Source organism: Arthrobacter sp. D2-10, assembly GCF_054161285.1.
The window spans coordinates 2991426-3009425 of sequence record NZ_CP096431.1; the positions used below are offsets into that span (position 1 = coordinate 2991426).

General features: G+C 62.8%; 15 protein-coding genes and 1 pseudogene. 5 read left to right on the forward strand and 11 right to left on the reverse strand.

Annotation, left to right across the window (positions count from 1 at the left end):
• Positions 1–109 precede the first annotated feature (109 nt).
• Complete coding sequence (locus tag M1D74_RS14015; RefSeq protein ID WP_458115672.1) at positions 110–859, reverse strand: hypothetical protein; 750 nt, start codon at positions 857–859, stop codon at positions 110–112.
• Positions 852–1472: a recombinase family protein gene (locus M1D74_RS14020; RefSeq protein WP_458115673.1), complete on the reverse strand. Its 621-nt coding sequence runs from the start codon at positions 1470–1472 to the stop codon at positions 852–854. Before M1D74_RS14020 ends, M1D74_RS14015 begins: the two co-directional genes overlap by 8 nt.
• A 373-nt stretch (positions 1473–1845) precedes the next feature.
• Here M1D74_RS14020 and M1D74_RS14025 point away from each other — a divergent pair, with 373 nt between their 5' ends.
• Complete coding sequence (locus tag M1D74_RS14025; RefSeq protein ID WP_458115674.1) at positions 1846–2838, forward strand: hypothetical protein; 993 nt, start codon at positions 1846–1848, stop codon at positions 2836–2838.
• A 43-nt stretch (positions 2839–2881) separates the two neighbouring features.
• Here M1D74_RS14025 and M1D74_RS14030 read toward each other — a convergent pair whose 3' ends face one another.
• The 7 genes and pseudogenes from M1D74_RS14030 to M1D74_RS14060 all read right to left on the reverse strand — a co-directional run bounded on the left by M1D74_RS14030 (position 2882) and on the right by M1D74_RS14060 (position 11283).
• Complete coding sequence (locus tag M1D74_RS14030) at positions 2882–3844, reverse strand: hypothetical protein (protein ID WP_458115675.1); 963 nt, start codon at positions 3842–3844, stop codon at positions 2882–2884.
• 87 nt (positions 3845–3931) lie between these two features.
• A complete protein-coding gene (locus M1D74_RS14035; protein ID WP_458115676.1) occupies positions 3932–5905 on the reverse strand; it encodes a hypothetical protein in 1974 nt (657 codons plus the stop codon).
• A gap of 84 nt (positions 5906–5989) precedes the next feature.
• Positions 5990–6796, reverse strand: a complete 807-nt coding sequence (locus M1D74_RS14040; RefSeq protein WP_458115677.1) for a TIGR02391 family protein — start codon at positions 6794–6796, stop codon at positions 5990–5992.
• Positions 6797–7605: 809 nt separating this feature from the next.
• Positions 7606–9023: pseudogene (locus tag M1D74_RS14045) on the reverse strand (aspartate ammonia-lyase).
• A gap of 31 nt (positions 9024–9054) precedes the next feature.
• Positions 9055–10200: a M20 family metallopeptidase gene (locus tag M1D74_RS14050; RefSeq protein ID WP_458115678.1), complete on the reverse strand. Its 1146-nt coding sequence runs from the start codon at positions 10198–10200 to the stop codon at positions 9055–9057.
• Entirely contained in the window at positions 10190–10861 is a 672-nt protein-coding gene (locus M1D74_RS14055; protein ID WP_458115679.1) for a DUF1028 domain-containing protein, read from the reverse strand. The genes M1D74_RS14050 and M1D74_RS14055 overlap by 11 nt, the downstream gene beginning before the upstream one ends.
• Positions 10858–11283 (reverse strand): RidA family protein, encoded by a 426-nt coding sequence (locus tag M1D74_RS14060; RefSeq protein ID WP_458115680.1) that lies wholly within the window; start codon positions 11281–11283, stop codon positions 10858–10860. The genes M1D74_RS14055 and M1D74_RS14060 overlap by 4 nt, the downstream gene beginning before the upstream one ends.
• A 154-nt stretch (positions 11284–11437) precedes the next feature.
• On the opposite strand from M1D74_RS14060, the gene M1D74_RS14065 reads away from it, so the two are divergent.
• Together M1D74_RS14065 and M1D74_RS14070 are read left to right on the forward strand one after the other, a co-directional pair.
• Positions 11438–12373 (forward strand): LysR substrate-binding domain-containing protein, encoded by a 936-nt coding sequence (locus tag M1D74_RS14065; protein ID WP_458115681.1) that lies wholly within the window; start codon positions 11438–11440, stop codon positions 12371–12373.
• A 55-nt stretch (positions 12374–12428) separates the two neighbouring features.
• Complete coding sequence (locus tag M1D74_RS14070; RefSeq protein ID WP_458115682.1) at positions 12429–13196, forward strand: DUF6994 family protein; 768 nt, start codon at positions 12429–12431, stop codon at positions 13194–13196.
• Positions 13197–13198: 2 nt separating this feature from the next.
• Here M1D74_RS14070 and M1D74_RS14075 read toward each other — a convergent pair whose 3' ends face one another.
• Together M1D74_RS14075 and M1D74_RS14080 are read right to left on the reverse strand one after the other, a co-directional pair.
• Entirely contained in the window at positions 13199–13813 is a 615-nt protein-coding gene (locus M1D74_RS14075) for a TetR/AcrR family transcriptional regulator (protein ID WP_458115683.1), read from the reverse strand.
• Positions 13814–13902: 89 nt separating this feature from the next.
• On the reverse strand, positions 13903–15882 hold the full coding sequence (locus M1D74_RS14080) for a primary-amine oxidase (protein ID WP_458115684.1): 1980 nt from the start codon (positions 15880–15882) through the stop codon (positions 13903–13905).
• A gap of 118 nt (positions 15883–16000) precedes the next feature.
• Between M1D74_RS14080 and M1D74_RS14085 the strand changes: the two genes are divergently transcribed.
• Together M1D74_RS14085 and M1D74_RS14090 are read left to right on the forward strand one after the other, a co-directional pair.
• Positions 16001–16471 (forward strand): hypothetical protein, encoded by a 471-nt coding sequence (locus M1D74_RS14085; RefSeq protein ID WP_458115685.1) that lies wholly within the window; start codon positions 16001–16003, stop codon positions 16469–16471.
• Between the two features lie 33 nt (positions 16472–16504).
• Complete coding sequence (locus M1D74_RS14090; RefSeq protein WP_458115686.1) at positions 16505–17998, forward strand: aldehyde dehydrogenase family protein; 1494 nt, start codon at positions 16505–16507, stop codon at positions 17996–17998.
• Positions 17999–18000: the final 2 nt, after the last annotated feature.

Genomic DNA, 18000 nt, shown 5'->3' on the forward strand with positions numbered 1-18000 from the left:
AAGAGCCATGGTGCAGTTAGGTACACCCATACGCATCGTTGAGGAACCGCGCGATTAGCGTTGCGATAGGGTCGGTTTCCGCTTCTTCACCGCAGATGTGTGCACAAGTTTAGAGATCAGGGATCACATCATGATCCGGGTCATCAACCGGGCTGATGCTCCAGTAGGCGGTGAAGCGAGGGGTTCGCTTTCTCTCCCGGGCGGCGTTGAAGTCAGCGTCGATTGATGCGCGGATTTCGGGTCCTTTCCAATCGCAGACCGATTCCGGGGATTGAGATCTTGCCCATGAAAGGAGCCGGTCGTTCACCGGTTGCATGAGTTCGTCGACTATCCCTCCCATTCTTTCAAGGAGATGGGCGAAGCGATCGGCGATAACCAGAGGCATTTGGTGAGTGAGGGTCATCCCCCAAACTCGTCGTACTTCGCCCTTATCGCCTAAGAAGGCGACGGGCAGGGGCATAACCAAATCAGATTGGGAGTGCGCTACCTTCGCATTACGGTACTTCCGAATCATCTCGTGGGTGGACATCAGCTCCGGTGGTAGCCCAGGGAACCCGGGCATTTCGTCGAGACGGCGACGGACGTTGGAGAGGATGAAAGGACGTATGTACGCCGTGACCGCGTGGGAAGTCAGCGGCTCCCACAGCTCAGAACCCTCGCCGCTGTCTAGAGCGATTCCTAGTGAATGCGCTGCCTCAGACAAGTCGTTGGCATGACTTGTCAGGTCCACCAATAACCGAGTGTCGGCTGTATCAGGCAAAACCACCAGTTTTGGCTCCGATGTAGGTGTGTCGGTGATTGCGTCATCAGTCGGGGCACCTTCATCCTTGCCGAGGGTTCCGCCCACGTCATCAATCATTCGTGGGCCTGGGAAGCGAGGCGATCCATTGCTGTGCGTCGAGGTTGGCGATTCGGCGGTACAGGGTGGCTCTAGACATCCCGAGGTCGCGCGCGACGTGGGATGCGGGTTGGCCTTGTTCAATGAGTCGGCGGGCGTTGGCGATTTGGCTGTCGCTGAAGATCGGTCGTCGTCCGCCGAGGTCGAGGCCGGCGGTGCGGCGTTTGGTGTTGGAGTCGTTGACGGGTTCCCGTTTTATTTCGAGCTCCATCTGAGCGAGGGCAGCCATGACGGTGAAGACCATGGATCCCATGGGGGTGCCGGTGTCGACGTTCCCGCCGCCTAGGTTCAAGACGCGCAGGTTCACCTTTTGAGCTCGAAGTTCATCGGCCAGGGCGAGCATATTGGCGGTGGAACGGCCCAGGCGGTCGAGGGTGGTGACGATCAGGGTGTCGCCTTCGTGCAGTGCGTCGAGGGCCTTGTCGAACTGGGGCCGCCGCGCATGAGCACCGCTAACGCCGTGGTCGATGTACAGGTCATCGCGGCGGACGCCGGCGGCGAGCAGGTCGGCGACTTGCCGATCGGTGTCCTGGACGCGAGTTGATACCCGCGCGTACCCGATGAGCTTGCCCATGCGGCTCCTCCGTACCGATTGGTCCCATAATCGTCTCGCAACCTACTTCTCGGTCACGAATGTATACCCCTACTTAGGAGACAGGGTAGCAAGACATGTAGGGAGTAGTAGTGACGGGGGAGTGCTGGTGTCTCAGTCCAGTGTGTTGCAACCCTAGAGTTGCAACACAAATGAATGTTGCAGACGCCGGACCTCCACCAGGCATTTTCTCGCCCGGTGATACGGGGACCGGCGGGGCTAATGATTCCGCGAGCTTCGACTGTCTACTTGGAGGTCGGAGCAGCGGTTTCTCTTGAACAGCACCACGCGAAAAAGGGCGGCAGGTAGTCCGGCGCATGCGTGGCGATGGCCTGCCCTGTAGCAGGGTCAAAGTATGGTCATCATCGTGATGAACGAAGGTGCGGTCCACAGCAGAGCCGCTGATTGGTTGTTTGAAGCCGTCGAGAACGTCGATGGAGACGTACTACTGGCTAGCCCTTACCTGTCCTACGAAGTCTGTCGACGATTGGCGCAGGTAGCGTGCCGGTCAGACTACAAGTGGCAGCTCTTTACGTGCCTTGACCCCAGCGCAGTGGCGAACGGATTTCTTCGGACAGATGGCCTGGAGGAACTCGCTCACGGCGGTGTCAGCCTTCGCCACGTAGACAGACTGCATGCCAAAACGTTTGTTGTCGGCGGGCAGGGCTTCCTTGGATCGGCAAACCTCACGGGCGCCGGACTGGGTAATGCAGCGGCGCCAAACGTCGAGCTGGGTGTTGAGTTGGTGGGTGCACAAGTCGTTTCCGTCAAGTTGGCCATGGAGAGTTGGCCGAGTCGCGAGATAACTGCGGAGGACCTCAAAGAGCTTCACGTACAGGCGCAGCAGCTGACTCAGGCAGCAAGACCTTTGGCAGGTGGCATGGACAGTGTTTCTGCCCTGGCACTTCTGGAGCAACTTCTGCTGGATGCTCGTGATAGGGAGCGCGCCCTTTGGTTGAAATCCGAGTACGGTGCCCCCGCGCTGGACCAGTGGCGCAGCGAGTGGTTCTTCGGCAGCCCGCAGAAAGGAAAAGGCAAGGGGCGGCCAAGGATCAAGCCGGGGGACCTGGTGTTGATCTGTGCCCAAACCAGGGATTGCTACGCCGTCGTAGAAGTGATTTCAGAGCCAGAGAACTTGCCTGAGGATTACGTCCAAGAGCGAGGTCATGAGGCGGATCGCTGGCCATGGGTGAGCAGGACGAAACCACGCTTCGTTCCAGATGAGTTGCTTGCACTCAAAGCAAACGAGCTCCTCCGGAGCACTGGAGGTCTTCAAAATGGTCACATTCGGTTGAGCTTCGAGCAGTTCACAAACGCGGTTCGCTCACTTGCAAGGCTCGTAGCTTGACACCGTGACTCGGTGGTTTATACCCCTCGTGTTGGGTGCGGCCTCATCCGGATGAGGATTGAGGCATGCACTTTGCGGGCGGGTCCACGGCAGGCTTCAGCGACATTCTTACGCTGTACGCGGGGTCGGTCGCCAGTTGTGAACGGACCGTGGAGTGTGCCGTCTCAGGCTGTTGAGTGAGCGCGCGGGCGAGTGCTCGACGAACGCGTACATCGGGGTCGATGCTGAGACGATTACCCAAGTGCTCTGGGTGAGGAAACTTGACCCACAAGGTTGCCGCGAGACTCCTAATGGCCCACCCCTGGCCTGCGAGGAAGGCGAGATCGTCCCTAACCGCATCACCCAGGTGCTGCAGGGCTCGGGTCGGCCAGTAGTCTGATTCCTCGCCGAGCAGCGAATAGGCGAGGCGTCGCACGTTGGCCCGTTGAATGTCATCGTCGGCGAGCGTCGCGGCGAGGAAGGCCGCCTGACCGCGGCTGTCGTGTGATTTCCCGTTCATGCGGACGGCGCCGAGCTTGTGAGTGAACTGCTCATTGAGCTTGTCGTGATCTGAGGGGGTAGGTGAAGTGGCCAACCGGACCGCAGTTTCAAAGAACTTCGGCCGCTTGGACGCGTCAGTGTGAGCACTTAGATTTGCGGCCGCAACCAGATACTCGCCTCGATCACTGGAGCCCAGATGAGGGTCGTCGGCTCGATCAAGAAGTTCTCCCATGGCTTGGTCGACCGCGTCAGTCGGCAGATGACGAACTAGCAGTGAGTCGCCGATAGCGTTTGTTCCTACTGAATAGACGCCCTTCGTGTGGACGAGTGGCGTGGTGAGTCTAGCTAGTGCTTCAGCGGTAACGTCGGGGTCGAGTTCTTCGGGTTCGTCAAGCGAGAGTGTTTCGCTTGCCCAGTTATTTCCTGCATCTGCGAGGGAGGTGAGGGTCTCGTGGGCGAGTGGCCGGTTCTCATCGATTGCCTCAAGGGTGATGCTCTTGCGGGCAACTTGCGATCGACCGAGCAAGCTAGCGAGGTGGGGAACTGCGCGGGCTGCGAGTGATGTGTGGGTGAGCGCAATCTTGGCTATGACGATAGCTTCGTCTTCGTCGTGTTATCGATAGTGGTTCTCTTCCACGGGTGGCTGTTGCTCGAAGTGGCTAAGTGCCTTGTTTGCCCGATCTGCGTCAAGGCGGTCGGCGATCCCAGCGAGTACCTTGACTGCATTGTTGTACCTAGATGTAGCGAATGCTCGGAGATCTGGTTTGCTTCCCGTCTCCGCCGCGGTCAGCTCGTCGAAGAGATGCTCGGACACCGTGTCGACAAGGACGTCCGGGATGACATCCGCTTGCGTGGCGAGCAGCCGATAAATTGTGCTGACAGTCCAGTAGTTTGGCGCGGCCAAGTCGTCTATGACGTCTATGAACTCTCGCGGGTGATCCTTGCCAAGGACCTCCATAGCTTTGGTTGCACCCGCTCGCGCAAGATGGCGGGCGGCCAGCGCGGGCTCATCCGATTCAATGAGAATGCTGGCGAGGGCGCGCCGCGCTCGTTCCTCCCGGACCCAGTCGCTGGCGGTGACGGCGTCGCGCAGTGCTCGTTGAGCCGATATGGCCGCAGATCGGAGCTTGTTGTCGTTAAGCGCTGCGAGTGAGTCTTCATAGGCGCCCTCGGCGGCGGGCACGATTGGCGAGGAAGTCCCCATCTCGCGGATTGCTGTTTGTAGCGGCAGGAGTTCGTTGCTAGTGAACGGCTTCCAGCGGGCACGAAAAGCTCGGCGGCTGAATATCCATGTCGAGGCCTCGCCCCACTGGCGTGCCAGCGTTGCGTACCCCGAAGCTTCCTCCCACGCGAAATCGGCCTCCTGAAATTTTTGATCTAGCGCGCAACGACGTGCGTAGCGGGCCGTCACCAACCCGAGCAGGTCGTGTCCGAGCTTCAACCGGCGCGCGTCGCTAAGGAGTTCGGACCAGTCGCCGGTTGCTTCCGAGAGGAGCAACCTAGACCGGGTACGGAGAACACGGTCAATCGAAGAGACAGCGGAAAGCTCAGTGAACAGCGGGACGGCTTTCGATAGCCACGGCATGTCGTCGTTGGACAAGGCTGTCTCACCAGCGAGCAACGCAAGTCGGACCTGGTCAACCGGGTCCCCGATGCGCAGGCGGTCGATTTCTGGAACGTGCGCGACGGGGTTCAAGTAAAGATCAATCGCCACCTGACTAATCCGCCGGTAGAGCTCGACAGTGCCGTCTTTAGTCGCACACTTTGACAGTTCGTCCAGTCGAGATTGCGTAATCTGAGCAGTGCCGGACAGCCCCTGATCGAGCGCGGCCCAGAAGTCGTCGAGTATGTGGCGCGCAGCTTCCCCAGCACGACCGACGCTAGCGAGCAGACGAATCCTGTCTTTATCGTGCTGAGCCGCGTGTGGTGCGAATCCAGCATCGCGTAGTTTAGCTTGCCCGGCCTCAATGAGCCGAAGCCCTTCCGCTGGGTCGCTCGTTGCTGCCGCGTCATCGAAGTCTTGCTGTGCGCCGGTGGTGACTTCGGGTGTGCGAGCCATTGCCTCTTGAATTGCAACGACCTCCGCAGCCGGCACGCTTGTCACATCCAGCTTGAACGGGAGGCAGAATGCCTCAGCGGTCGGCAGCCCGAAGAACTCGATGACGATGTCGGGTCGTCCTCTTAATAAGTAAGACAGTCGCTGCTCGTCCCACAGCTCCAGGCTGATTGGGTGAAGCGTCTTCTTTTGCTCGGCGAGCTCCTCGATTGCTCCGGTGCTTCGGACTGAGCGAGCCACGCCGATGATGAGACGATCGATCGAGAACGGGCGTTCTGTTGTGCGGAACTTATTGACGGCTGACTTGATTTCCGCCGCCCCAAACTTTCTGTACTTCTTGCTTTGGAGTGCCACTCCGATCCCGTCCGGCGCTAGAGCGACGATGTCTAGACCGTACTGGGCCTGACCGCGATCGCCATACAGCTGGGCGTGGCGGAGGCCTTCTACGTCATGCATGACTCGCCATTGAAGACGTTCAAAGTCCTCCCACGACAGGGCATTGAATGGAAGAAGCTCGAGCTTCTCGATCACCGGTGCATGCGCGGGCGCTGAAGGTGCGGCATTGAGTGCCGACCCAAGTGGAAGCGGGAGCCACTCCGTCATAATGTCCGCCTCTCAGTGTGTGGTGATCGTCGCCGCATCGAGGCGCCGGTGGATTACGGAAAGGGTCCCGAGCACATCGAGGGCGTCCTGTTCGGACAACGACCACTCGATCCTTGGCTCATGTGCTGCAGGGTTGCGAAAAGCGCTAAATAGACCTTTGGCGAGATTGGCGACGCCAAGCTGTTCGTCGCGTTGCGTTCGCGTCCGCAAGGAATTGAGCCGGAGACGTGGAGTACTACCGGCCATGGCTGCTTCGACTAGACCGTAACCATCACCATCGACACCCGTCATTTGCCGCAATCTGCTGCCCAGGCCCTTGATCGCCTCAAATACAGCTTCGTAGTAGTCCGATCGCATAAGCTCTGGGCGGCAATATGCCAGAACCTCGGGATGCGCGCCTCGCCGTTGCAGCATCACGCGGAGGTGTTCTGTCCGTGCTTCGGCCTCGTCGACGGTTTTAGCACGAGCGGTGTGAGCGACACGTCCATCGTCACGAACCTTCAGAGCGACGAGCGAGAGCGCTTGATTAAGCTGGTCGCGGGTCTGTTGCGCCGCATCCGCCCTATCCAGGATTCGTTCCGGGCGCATTGAGGTCGTGATGAGTGCGATGAGAGCGTTACCGTTCTGTGTTCGTGTCTGATTGCTGCTGACGCTGTGTGCTAAGCGGCGCCACTTGGTATTGCCTTCGCCTGGGTCAGAGCGGAGCGGAATCTCAGCCATAATCCGTGTGAGCTCGGAGCCGCTGTACAGCTCAGCGATGAGCTTACAAACGTGCTCGAGAGTCCCGGCTGGGAACGGCGGGTGCTTCACTGCGCTCACAGTCACTCACCCTTCACAGCATCGGGATAGCGCGTCAGCCGTTCGTGGATCTGTAAGGTCAGAACTCCACGCGTGTTGAATGTGTCGACAACGAGTCGTGTAGCTTCCCGAGCCGAGGCGCCGTCATACATATCGCCTGAATTCACCTCGGACGTCGGCAGACATACGTTGCTGACAATGGTGTGCCCCATTCGCCCATAAACCCTCAATCTCGACGGACCTGTCGGTGTCGCGTTTTCCACGCCAGCCCAAATCAAGAGTAAAGCTGCGCTTGACACCGTTGGGACCACCGCTCCGAAGTGCTCAATGAAGTATCGGTCGCCAGTGCGCTTCCCCAGGAGGCGTGGATAGGATGACGACCGATTCTCTTCTCAAAACTACAAAAGGGTGTCTAGCGGAACTGTCTCGTACTTTTGTCTTGCATCCCATGTCTTAGGAGACATAACTCGCTTCCCAACGGCCAACACAAGGTGAAGTTGATCGTACTTTCATGCGTAGGTCACACCTCTGCCTGCGGGCCACAGTAAACTACAAATTCCTATGGAGCGCCGCGGCCATATCCGCCAGCAGGTCGACAGCGTCACAACCTGCAGCGAACACTGAACGAGCTTGGCGGCGACGTAGCGATCGAATAGGGCGACGAATGCACCGGCACCCGGTTGATCCAGCGTTGCGGCTCTTACTCATGTCCGTAACGACCTCGTTATCGCGCCGCAGGTCGTCGTCGGTCAGCGGGATATTCCTTTGGGGCGCCGGCGCCGTGCGTGGGAGCCAGTAACCGTTGCCGACGAGACCGCCTCTGATGCCGCTTAACCCGGCCCGACCAAAGTGTTGGGCGAGAGCGCAAGCAGCAGACGCTGCTCATCCAGCAGGCCGCGCTCTGCAGCAACTGCTGCAATAGACCGGTTGCTGGCGAGTGCTGCCTTGGCCAAATCCGCAGCGGCTGCGTAACCGATAAGTGGAGCAAGGCCGGTCACAACGCTGATCGACTCGACCATGCGCTGCTGGAGCATCGCTGTGTTCGGGCAATGCCTTCGACACAGTGGGTGCGCAGCAGGCGGCATGCCGCAGTAAGCCAGGCCAGCGACTCGAGCAGTGCGTCCGCGACGACAGGTTCGAAAGCGTTGAGTTGGAGCTGTCCAGCCTCGACGGCCATCGTGACCGTTGCATCAGCCCCGACAATCCGAAAGGCCACCTGATTCACCATCTCCGGGATCACCGGATTCACCTTGCCCGGCATAATCGAGGAGCCTGCCTGGACCGCCGGCAGGAATATCTCGCCGAAGCCCGTCTGCGGCCCGGAAGAAAGCAGACGGAGGTCGTTGCAGATCTTCGACAGCTTCACGGCGGCCCTTTTGAGAACGCCAGATACGAGCATGAAGACACCGGTGTCGCTCGTAGCCTCCACTAGATCCGTCGCTGAAACGAGTTGCAGACCGGTCAGCGCATTTAGTTCCTCAATGACCGCCTCGCGGTAGCCGGGCGGGGCCGTAATCCCGGTGCCGATGGCGGTTGCGCCGAGGTTGGACTCCCGGAGGTGGGGCAGTAACTCTAGGAGCCTCTTCCGGTCCTCCCGCAACGTCTCCGCGAAGGCCCCGAACTCCTGGCCCAAGGTCATCGGCACTGCGTCCTGCAGTTGGGTCCGCCCCACCTTGACGATGTCGGCGAACTCTTCGGCTTTGGCTGCGAAGGCGTCACTGAGCCGCTGGTGCTCGTCGCAGAGAATGACCAGCTCACGCTGCAGGGCGATCTTAATGGCCGTTGGATAGGTGTCATTGGTCGACTGGCTGCGGTTCACGTCGTCGATGGGATGCAATTCCGCATAGTCGCCCTTCGTGTGACCGAGTAGCTCCAGTCCACGATTCGCAACTACCTCGTTCACGTTCATGTTGGTGCTGGTTCCGGCACCGCCCTGGATTCGGTCGACAACGAAGTGCTCGTCCAGCAGCCCGTCCATCACCTCTAATGACGCCGCTTGGATCGCAGCCGACCGCGCCGGCTCTAACAGCCCCAGCTTCTCGTTGGTCCGGGCAGCCGCAGCCTTAATAGCACCGAACCCCCACAACAGCGATCGCATGCTGCCGATGGTGCGACCACTGACGGGGAAATTTTCCACCGCACGCAGGGTGCTGATCCCCCAGTACGCGTCGGCGGGAACTTCCCGCTCTCCGAGGCTGTCTCTCTCCAACCGAACGCTGCCAGTCGACGCTGACTCTTGGCTGTCCATGATCTCTTTCTGAGTGATGTTGTAGAGCGGGCTACGCCAGGTAGTCCAGCGCCGTAAGCGCCAGGGCGGCAGCGCCGTCGTAAATTGCTTGATTCGCTGCGTCGCCCCGACAGTGGGCCGCGAAGCTGGGCTGGTGGTTGGCTGCCGGGAAGCAGCCCAGACCTATATAGGGGTGGATGGCCGGAACCACCTGCGACACGTTGCCCATGTCGGTGGAGGCGCGGTTCATGGTCGCCTGCTCCGGCGGTGCGTTGAAGTCCCGGCCCAACGACTCTGCATGCTGAACGTACAGCTCGAGGGCTCGCTGGTCCGTCCGGAACTCGGAGTACGGTTCGGACTCCGGAGTGATCGACAGCTCGCACCCGGATGCCAGGGCGCCGGCCTCGAAGCACCGGTAGACGCGCTCCTCCAGCCCCTCGAGATCCGTCAGCGTTTCGGCCCGGACGTACCAGCGGCCTTCCGTCTTCTCCGGGATGGCATTCGGTGCCTCTCCCCCGCGGGTCTGGATGCCATGCACCCGTGTGCCGGACGGCAGTTGCTGCCGCAGCAGGCCCAGCGCAACCTGCGCGACGACGAACGCATCGTTCGCGTTGACGCCCATCTCCGGATACGCAGCGGCGTGCGCCGACTTGCCCTGGAACTCGATGTGGCTATGTGCGACGGCGTAGGGACGGGCGTCAGCGGAATCCACCGGACTCGGATGCGCCATCATGGCCAGGTCCAGCCCCTGGAACGCCCCGCGCTTCAGCAGCTCGATCTTGCCGCCGCCGCCTTCCTCCGCGGGTGTTCCGTACACCTCGACGGTGAGGTCCCGCTCCTCCGCGAACTCAGCGAGCGCAGCAGCGGCTCCACAGGAGAGCGCGGTGATGACGTTGTGCCCGCAGGCATGGCCGAGGCCGCGAAGGGCGTCGTACTCCGCCATGAGCCCGACGCGCCAGCTGCCCGTACCGAAGACCCCGCGGATCGCCGTCGGGAAGCCGAGGTACTCCTTCTCAACCTCGAAGCCGAGGCTGGTCAGGTACTCGGCGGTCCACGCGGCCGCCTGGTGTTCCTGCCACCCCAGCTCCGGGTTCGCATGAAGCCGCTCCGACAGCCCGATCAGCCGCGGGTGCTCGGACGAAACAGTCTCGAGGACGCGCTCGCGCTGGCCAAGCTCCACAGTCTGCTCAGCGGTCATCGCCGGGCACTCCGTAACCGACGGACGCAGCCGGATCGAGCCCGCGAATCACGTAGTCCTCGCGCTGCGGCAACCACACCTCGAGCAGCCGCTCGAGCTCCGTGATCGGATCCTCATGCCAGTCCACGCGCAGGTCGGTGTCCCGCCAGCCGTGACCGGAGACGACCGATAGGCCAGCCGACATCACCGGCCCGGCCTCTCCCCCGGCAGCTTCGGCAGCTCGCATGGCGGCTAGGAGGCGTATCTCCAGCTCCCCCGTCGCGGCGTCGAACCCGTCGCACAGCGCCTGTGCGACGTCGGCGCTCGCCAGCATGTTGCCGGCGGCCACACAGTTCGGCCCGCGACCCTCGCCGTACGTGCCAAGGGTATGCGCACCGCTGAAAACAGCAGACCCGCCCGAAGCGTCCAGCACAACAAGCTGCCGGAAATCCACGGCAGGAGCATCGCGAACGACGGCGTCGAGCGCCTCCTGCGCGGAAGCCCCGTCCTGCATGCGGTCCAGAATCGCACCGCCAAGCCTCGGGTCGGTGATGTTTTGCGAACTGACGACGCCTACGCCGTCGCGCAGGTGCGCACACCGGGCAGCAACCGCGGGAGAAGAAGAGGAGACGGCAATACCGAAGCGGCCTTCGCCGTCGGTCGCGGCGATGCTGAAGGTCACTTCTGCCCCTCGGGAGTCGAAAGCACGGCGGTCGCGTCGATCTCGACGAGCCACTCGGGACGGGCGAGTGCCTGCACCACAATCCCGGTCGACACGGGATACACGCCCTTGAGCCAGCGGCCCATCGTGCGGTACACGGTCTCGCGGTAGCGCGGATCGATCAGGTAGACGGTCACCTTGACGATGTCCTCGAGGCTGCTGCCCGCTTCCTTCAGCAGCATGTCGATGTTGGCCATGGCCTTTTCGGTCTGCGCCTCGACATCGCCGATTCCGACCGACTCCCGGGTGTCCAGGTCCTGGCCGATCTGTCCGCGAAGGTAGACGACCCCATTCGCAACGACCGCCTGGCACAGGTCGTTGTCGAGGTTCTGCTCGGGATAGGTGTCTTTCGTGTTGAAGGTCCGAATGCGCTGATGCTTCACGTGGCTGCTGCCTCTCCGCTGTGTTGCTGTTTCCTGGTCACCACCGCTGAGCAGGTGGGTTCTGGTTCCAGCTTCCTCCCACTCGTTGAATCTGTCGAACAGTCATTTCTGACATGTTGCATCAGAAGAAGTGTTGAAGGAGTAGGCTGTCCGCATGGATGTCACCCTCACCCAACTGCGCTACTTCGTTGAGGCCGCCGCCCAACAATCCATGACCGGGGCAGCCCTGCGACTCAACGTGGCGCAGTCCGCCGTGTCAGCCGCAGTCTCCCAGCTGGAGAAGAGCGTCGGCTCGCAGTTCTTCATCCGCCAGCGCTCCAAGGGCCTGCTGCTTACCCCCGCGGGCGAGCTGTTCCTCCGCGACGCACAGGCCGTCCTTGCCCACCTCGAAGAAGCGCTCGACCATGCCAAGGGCGAGCAACGTAGCGTCGAGGGACGCATCCGCCTGGTTTGCTTCAGCACCCTGGCACCCTTCATGCTCCCCGGGCTCCTAGGCCGGCTCCGCGCCGACCACCCGAAGCTCGAACTCGAGGTCACCGAAGCCGACGCCACCGGCTGCTCTGCCGCCCTCCTCACCGGTCAGGCCGACCTCGCCCTCTGTTACGACCTCGGCCTGCCCGAAGCGATCGCGGTCACCGCCGTCGACAGCGTCCGCCCCTACTTGGCCCTCCCGCCGGAACACAGGCTCGCCTCACGCACGGAAGTCTCGCTCTCCGAGGTCGCCGAGGAGCCGTTCGTCCTGCTCGACCTCCCACACAGCCGCGAGCTCATGCTCTCCATCCTGCGCAGCGCCGGTTTCGAACCCGACGTGCAGTTCCGCTCCGCCAGCTACGAGACGGTGCGCACCTTTGTGGCGAATGGCCACGGCTACTCGATCCTGCACCAGCGTCCGCAGCATGGACTAACGTACGACGGCGGCCACGTCGCCGCCGTCGCCATCAAGGACAAGGTTCCGGAACTGAGGATCGTGCTGGCCCGGCTGCGAACCCAGCGCCCGACGGCGCGGATGCGAGCGGTCGCTCAAAGCGTGCGCCAGCAGCGCGCCGCGGCAGGGCAGCCGAAGCGGCAGCACGCAGAAGGGAAGGAATAGAAGGGTCCGCCTGACGATGAACCGAAATGTCGGTCCCCCTGCATAGACTTCGAACATGGGCGACTTTGACACTTCCTTTGACTACAAAACGGACAAGCCTCGGAAGACCAGGCCCGACGCCGACAGAGACAGTCCGAAGCTGCGGTCACACCATGAGCTGCTGTGGACCAAGGAACTGCGATCCGGCGTGCTTTTCGCGCCGAGAGTGCCAACCGACCCGCGGGAACGCCGAGGGAACTACCTCATCTACACGGACGATTCCGGCGCAAGGCATGTGTACGGCAGCGATGCCATCACCAACTCCTACGGCAGGTGGTTACGGCCGAAGGCTCTGGTCGCCGCCATCGCCGAGCTAAGTGAGGAACAGCGGTCCCTCTATCTAGACCCGCCGTACACCATCGGCAGTGCGATGATCTGGCCCGTCCGATCCAAGGACCGCCCCACAATGAACACGGCACGAGGGCTCCGTTCACGGATTGCTGACCGCATGGACCTCACCCTTGAGTGCATCCGGCGTCACTATGCAGGAGAGCCCGAGAGCCCACTCGCCGATGTCATCACCGCCTACTCCGACTTCTTCGCTCTCTTCGACGGTTTCGCGGAATTCGTTGAGTTCTTCCACTTCCAGGACCTCGTCACGCCGGACTACGACGCGGTTGATTTCCTCCTGCCGTTCGACAACTTCAAGCGCTCTGGGGTGCCGGCCACAACCGAGGACTACGTGATGTACCGGGAGGCCACTCTCAAGTTCATCGAGAAGCGGAGCCGTCGCATGGCCGAGTGGGTCAGAGAGCACCACCCCGAGATTGAGGTTCGCGAGTAGCGCTAAACCGCACCCGCCGTTTGCCCGGTCGAAAGCCGGGCCAGCGCCCGCTCCATCATGTGACGCTGCCGTGAGCCCGTGACCACATAAGGGTCCAGCATCGACGTCACGTGCAGCCCCATCATGATGTTCAGAAGCTCATCCGCAACGAAGTCCGGGTCAGGCAGAGGCGGGCATTCGCCGTCGTGCTCTGCTTCCGCAAGGAAACCCATCATTAGCCTCCGCCAGTGCAGCAGTGCATCGCGGCCCACGGCGCGCAGCGACTCCTCCGTCTGCGCACGCTGCCAGAAGGAGATCGCTACCCGCGCTTCGACGACGGTCAACGGATCCGCCGGAATGATCTCCAGGCACAGCCCGCGCAGCGCGGCTAGGCCACGACGGCCGGCAGTGCCGGCGTCGATCCGCTCATTGGTCCGCTCGCAGATCAGCTGATACGACGCCAGCAGCAACGCATCCTTGTTTGGAAAGTAGTGCGCCAGGACGCCCGGCGCCGCATAGCCGCACTCCCGCGCGATGTCCCGCATACTCGCGTTCTCGATCCCCTGCTCGGCGATCAGCCGCCACGTGGTCTCGATGATCGAACGGCGTCGCTCCTGGTGGTCCACCAAGCGAGGCATGACGCTCACTCCTTCGGTTCTGCGGGTCCCATCGCCCGAACGTGTGCACACTACCACCGCGGGGACGCTCCCCCGCGGTGGCCCGGCGGCTAGTGGCAGCCACCCGCCTCGGAGCGCCCGACGCCGGTGGGATCCTCAGTGCCGCCAACTCCGCTCGCGCAATGCCCGGACGACGACGGCGGCACGTTCAGTGTGGGGTTGGCGTCGAAGAACCCGTGCGGCTTCAGGGTGAAGCCGGTGGTGTCGACGGGCATGATCGGCCAGTCCTCCGGCCGCGGGAAGTGGGTCAGGCCGAAGGAGTGCCACACCACGAGGTCCTGACCGTCGATGTCGCGGTCCTGGGCGGCATAGGTGGGGAGGCCCGCGTCGCCCGGGTGCTGGTTCACGAAATCACCGGCGGCGTAGAGCTCACCCTCAGCATGGCGAGTCACCCACAGGTGATGCCTCGCGAAAGCCGCGCGCGAGGCGATTGACGAATCATCGGCCATGGCGAGCGTTGGGCCGCCCTCCGGGTAGAGGGTGTAGCCGACCGCGTGCCCGAGCTGGTTCAGCGACTCGGGATTGCTGATGTGCCAGACGCGGCCCTTGGCACCGTCAGCGTCGCGGATTGCTTCCGATTCGCGGGCCAGGACCGTGCGCTTCTGCGTGAAAGCATTACCGTGCGGATTTCCCTCACCCTTCGGCAGCCGAACGAGGTCGAGCTCCTCGACGCGGTTAGTGGCGCCGTCGATCATCATGTCCAGCCGGGCGTTGAAGAGGTGCTGGTGATAAGGAGCACCGAGACCGGGCGCGATCTCCGAAGCGTACGGATACGTGTTGTCCGGGAGGGCAGCGGTGAAGACGATGCCGGTTGCCTTAGCCTCGAACTCGATGGTGCCGTCGAGGTAGAGGTACCAGTAGAAACCGTAGTCGTAGTTGCCCACGGTGGTGAAGAAGGAAACCACCAGGCGGCGGTTGCGGCGGACCTCGTTGGACTTGGCCCACTCGTCGGTGTGCTTCCAGAGGATGCCGGCGTCTTCCTCGTGGATGCAGATGCCGTTGTCGATGGTGCGCGGGTTGCCGAAGTCGTCGGCCACGATCGGCGACAGGTAGGTGATCTCACCCAGGCAATCGCACCCGAGCTTGAGCGAGTTGGCGTCCCGGCCGACGAGGTATTCGCCGGAGTCGAAGTAGTTCTGCCAGCTCCGGTACGGCGAGGGGTCGCCGTACGGAACCACCATTTCGGAGATCGCAGCGCGGTGGATCAGCGGGCGCCGTCGTCCGTTGTGCGTGTGATGGATTTGCTGGAGCACCAACCCTTCGCGGGCATCGAAGCCGACGCGCAGGTCCCAGCCCGCCCAGGACAGGTGGTTGCCCTCAAGGGTGAAGCTCGGGCCCTCGGGCTGCGTGATCTCGATCGGCTTGAGGTCGGTGCGGTGTTCGCCGTGAATCGCGGGCTCGGTGTAGTTGCCGTTGACCTCGGGGACGTCCACGGGACCGTCATCGATCAGGTGGTCCACCCTTCGCTTTTCGACGTCGACAAACGCCACGAGGCCGTCGATGGGGTGCGCCCAGGCGTGGTCATTAGCGTGATCCTGGCGGAAGCCGAGTCCCCGCAGGAGCCGCTTACCGGTTTCGTTCTCGTACTCGAAGACCCCCGCGGACAGCGGAGCAACCCGTACCTGTGCCGGCGTGAGCCCGCGGGAGGCGAGCGCGGCGTTCCACTGCGGGTCCGCGGCCAGGATCTCTTCGATGATCTCGAACTCCTCAATCAGCACCGGCAGCTGGCCGTCGACGGCGGGATCCAGTTCTCGCTTGTTGAGGACTGACCCGCTGGCCAGGGAGAGGCGGATATCGAGCGAGCGCGAGAGGGCGGCGTCCCACAGCATGACGCGAACCCTGCGATCGACGTCTTCGTCGTGGACAGCGGTCTTCGGAGGCTCGATAAGCCCGAGGTAAGCAAACCGGGTGGTCTCTTCGACCAGTCCTGCGTCAGTGAGGATGCGGCGGGCTTCTCGGATCTCCTCGGCAGTGAGCTGTTCGAGGGGGTGCTGCGCCAGTGCAGCGAGGGTGGGCGTCTCAAGGGTCATGGATCTTCCTGAAAGTCGAGTTTTGGTGGTACAACTGTTCAACCAACATTTTGATGTTACGCACATCACGCGCCGGTCGTAAAGCCCACCGTCGGGCGGCCGGAAAGTCAGGAGGGAAATGCACCCGCTTACTCAGTTGCGCCCATTCAGCCCGCCCACGAGTCACCTGCAGGCGGCCCTGGTCATCACGGCGGTGGCTGTCAGCGTCATAACCCACGCCGCTGCTGCAGCCTTGGGACCAGCTGGTGCGATGGCCTGGTGGATGGCGGCAATGGCCGTCGCGTGCCTCGCCTGCGCGGCACCAATGGTGGGACGACCGCGCTGCACCTCCCGCGCGGCGGAGCATCTGCTGGGCATGGGGATCGCGATGATCCTGATCCACCTAGCACTTTTCGCGATGCCGGGGGCCGGCACCCACCACGGAACGGAGCACGGCGCTGGCACATCCCACGGCGCAGCAATGCTCGCCCTCCTGGGTGTCGAACTCGTGTGCCTGATGCTTGCCTCTGCCGCGCTGCGGCTCGGGCAGCGCAGTCCACGCATGCGGAAGCAGTTGCCGGCACACCTGATTCCAAGCCCTACCCACTAGCCAGACCCGCACATCCCCCACCGAGGAGAACCCGTGAATAGCAGCACCATCCTTGCCACCAACTGGCAGAGCCAAGCCGACGCCCTATCCATCGACGGCCGCGCCTTCATAAACGGTCGCCGCACGTCAGCCGGCGACCGGCTCACCCGGCCAACCATCAGTCCAGTCGACGGCCGCACCCTTGCCGAACTTGCAGCCTGTCGTGGCGCGGACGTCGATGTCGCGATCGCTGCCGCCCGCCGCGCCTTCCCATCCTGGTCACGCGCCGGAGCTGAGCAGCGCAAGCACGTGCTCCTGGCAGTCGCGGCCCTTCTGGAACAGCACGCCGACGAACTGGCGCTTTTGGAAACCCTCGACAGCGGCAAACCCATCCTGCAGACGACGACGGTCGACGTCCCCGGCGCCATCTCCACCCTGCGCTGGTATGCAGAGGCCGCCGACAAGCAAAGCGGCGAACTGCCGGCGGTTCCCCCCGGAGCCACGGCCCTGGTGACGCGGGAGCCGCTGGGTGTGGTGGCCGCCGTCGTGCCCTGGAATTTCCCGCTCGAAATTGCGGTCTGGAAGATCGCGCCCGCTCTCGCTGCGGGCAACACCATGGTGCTGAAGCCCGCTGAGCAGACCTCGCTCAGCGTCCTGCGCCTGGCAGAGCTGGCTGCGGAGGCGGGCCTTCCCGACGGCGTCCTCAACATCATCACCGGCACCGGGCGCGAAGTGGGTGCCGCGCTGGCACACCACATGGACGTCGACGCCATGGCGTTCACCGGTTCCACCGCCGTCTCACGCACCCTGCTCGAAGCCTCCGGCAAGAGCAACCTGAAGCGACTGAGCCTGGAGGCGGGCGGCAAGAGCTCCAACATCATCTTCGCCGATACCGCGGATCTCGCGACGGCTGCCGCCAAAGCCGCGTTCGGCGCCTTCTACAATCAGGGGCAGGTGTGCTCGGCGAACTCGCGCATCCTGGTTCAGCGGGAGATCCACGACGAGTTCGCGTCCCTCCTCGCCCAGGCGGCGGAGGACTACCGCACGGCAGATCCGCTCGCCGGCCTTGAGGGGAATGGCTCGCTGATCAGCCGCGCCCACGCGGACGACGTCGAAGGCTGGATTGTGCGCGGACGCACCGACGGTGAGGTGCTTTTCGGTGGCGAGCGCCGGGAGGTCCGTGGCTCCGATGCCTACCTGGAGCCGACGCTGCTGGGCGGCCTGCCTGGCGATCACGACGTGCACCGGGAGGAGATTTTCGGACCGGTGGCGGTACTGCATGCCTTCGAGACCGAGGCGGAAGCGGTATCCCTTGCGAACGCCACTGACTACGGACTGGCGGCGTCGGTCTGGACGTCGAACCTCTCGCGGGCGCACCGGGTAGCCGGTGACCTGCTGGCCGGCACGGTGTCTGTGAATACCGTCGACGCCCTCGGGAACACCACCCCATTCGGCGGCTTCAAGCAGTCAGGATTCGGACGGGATCTGTCCCTCCATGCCTTTGACAACTACACCTCGCCGAAGACCACGTGGATCCAGTTCGGCTGAGT

What these genes read in the sequence shown, in the direction of transcription:
- M1D74_RS14015 (WP_458115672.1), bottom strand. Translation starts at nt 859, where the DNA reads ATGATTGATGACGTGGGCGGAACCCTCGGCAAGGATGAAGGTGCCCCG.
- M1D74_RS14020 (WP_458115673.1), bottom strand. Translation starts at nt 1,472, where the DNA reads ATGGGCAAGCTCATCGGGTACGCGCGGGTATCAACTCGCGTCCAGGAC.
- M1D74_RS14025 (WP_458115674.1), top strand. Translation starts at nt 1,846, where the DNA reads ATGGTCATCATCGTGATGAACGAAGGTGCGGTCCACAGCAGAGCCGCT.
- M1D74_RS14050 (WP_458115678.1), bottom strand. Translation starts at nt 10,200, where the DNA reads ATGACCGCTGAGCAGACTGTGGAGCTTGGCCAGCGCGAGCGCGTCCTC.
- M1D74_RS14065 (WP_458115681.1), top strand. Translation starts at nt 11,438, where the DNA reads ATGGATGTCACCCTCACCCAACTGCGCTACTTCGTTGAGGCCGCCGCC.
- M1D74_RS14070 (WP_458115682.1), top strand. Translation starts at nt 12,429, where the DNA reads ATGGGCGACTTTGACACTTCCTTTGACTACAAAACGGACAAGCCTCGG.
- M1D74_RS14075 (WP_458115683.1), bottom strand. Translation starts at nt 13,813, where the DNA reads ATGCCTCGCTTGGTGGACCACCAGGAGCGACGCCGTTCGATCATCGAG.
- M1D74_RS14080 (WP_458115684.1), bottom strand. Translation starts at nt 15,882, where the DNA reads ATGACCCTTGAGACGCCCACCCTCGCTGCACTGGCGCAGCACCCCCTC.
- M1D74_RS14085 (WP_458115685.1), top strand. Translation starts at nt 16,001, where the DNA reads ATGCACCCGCTTACTCAGTTGCGCCCATTCAGCCCGCCCACGAGTCAC.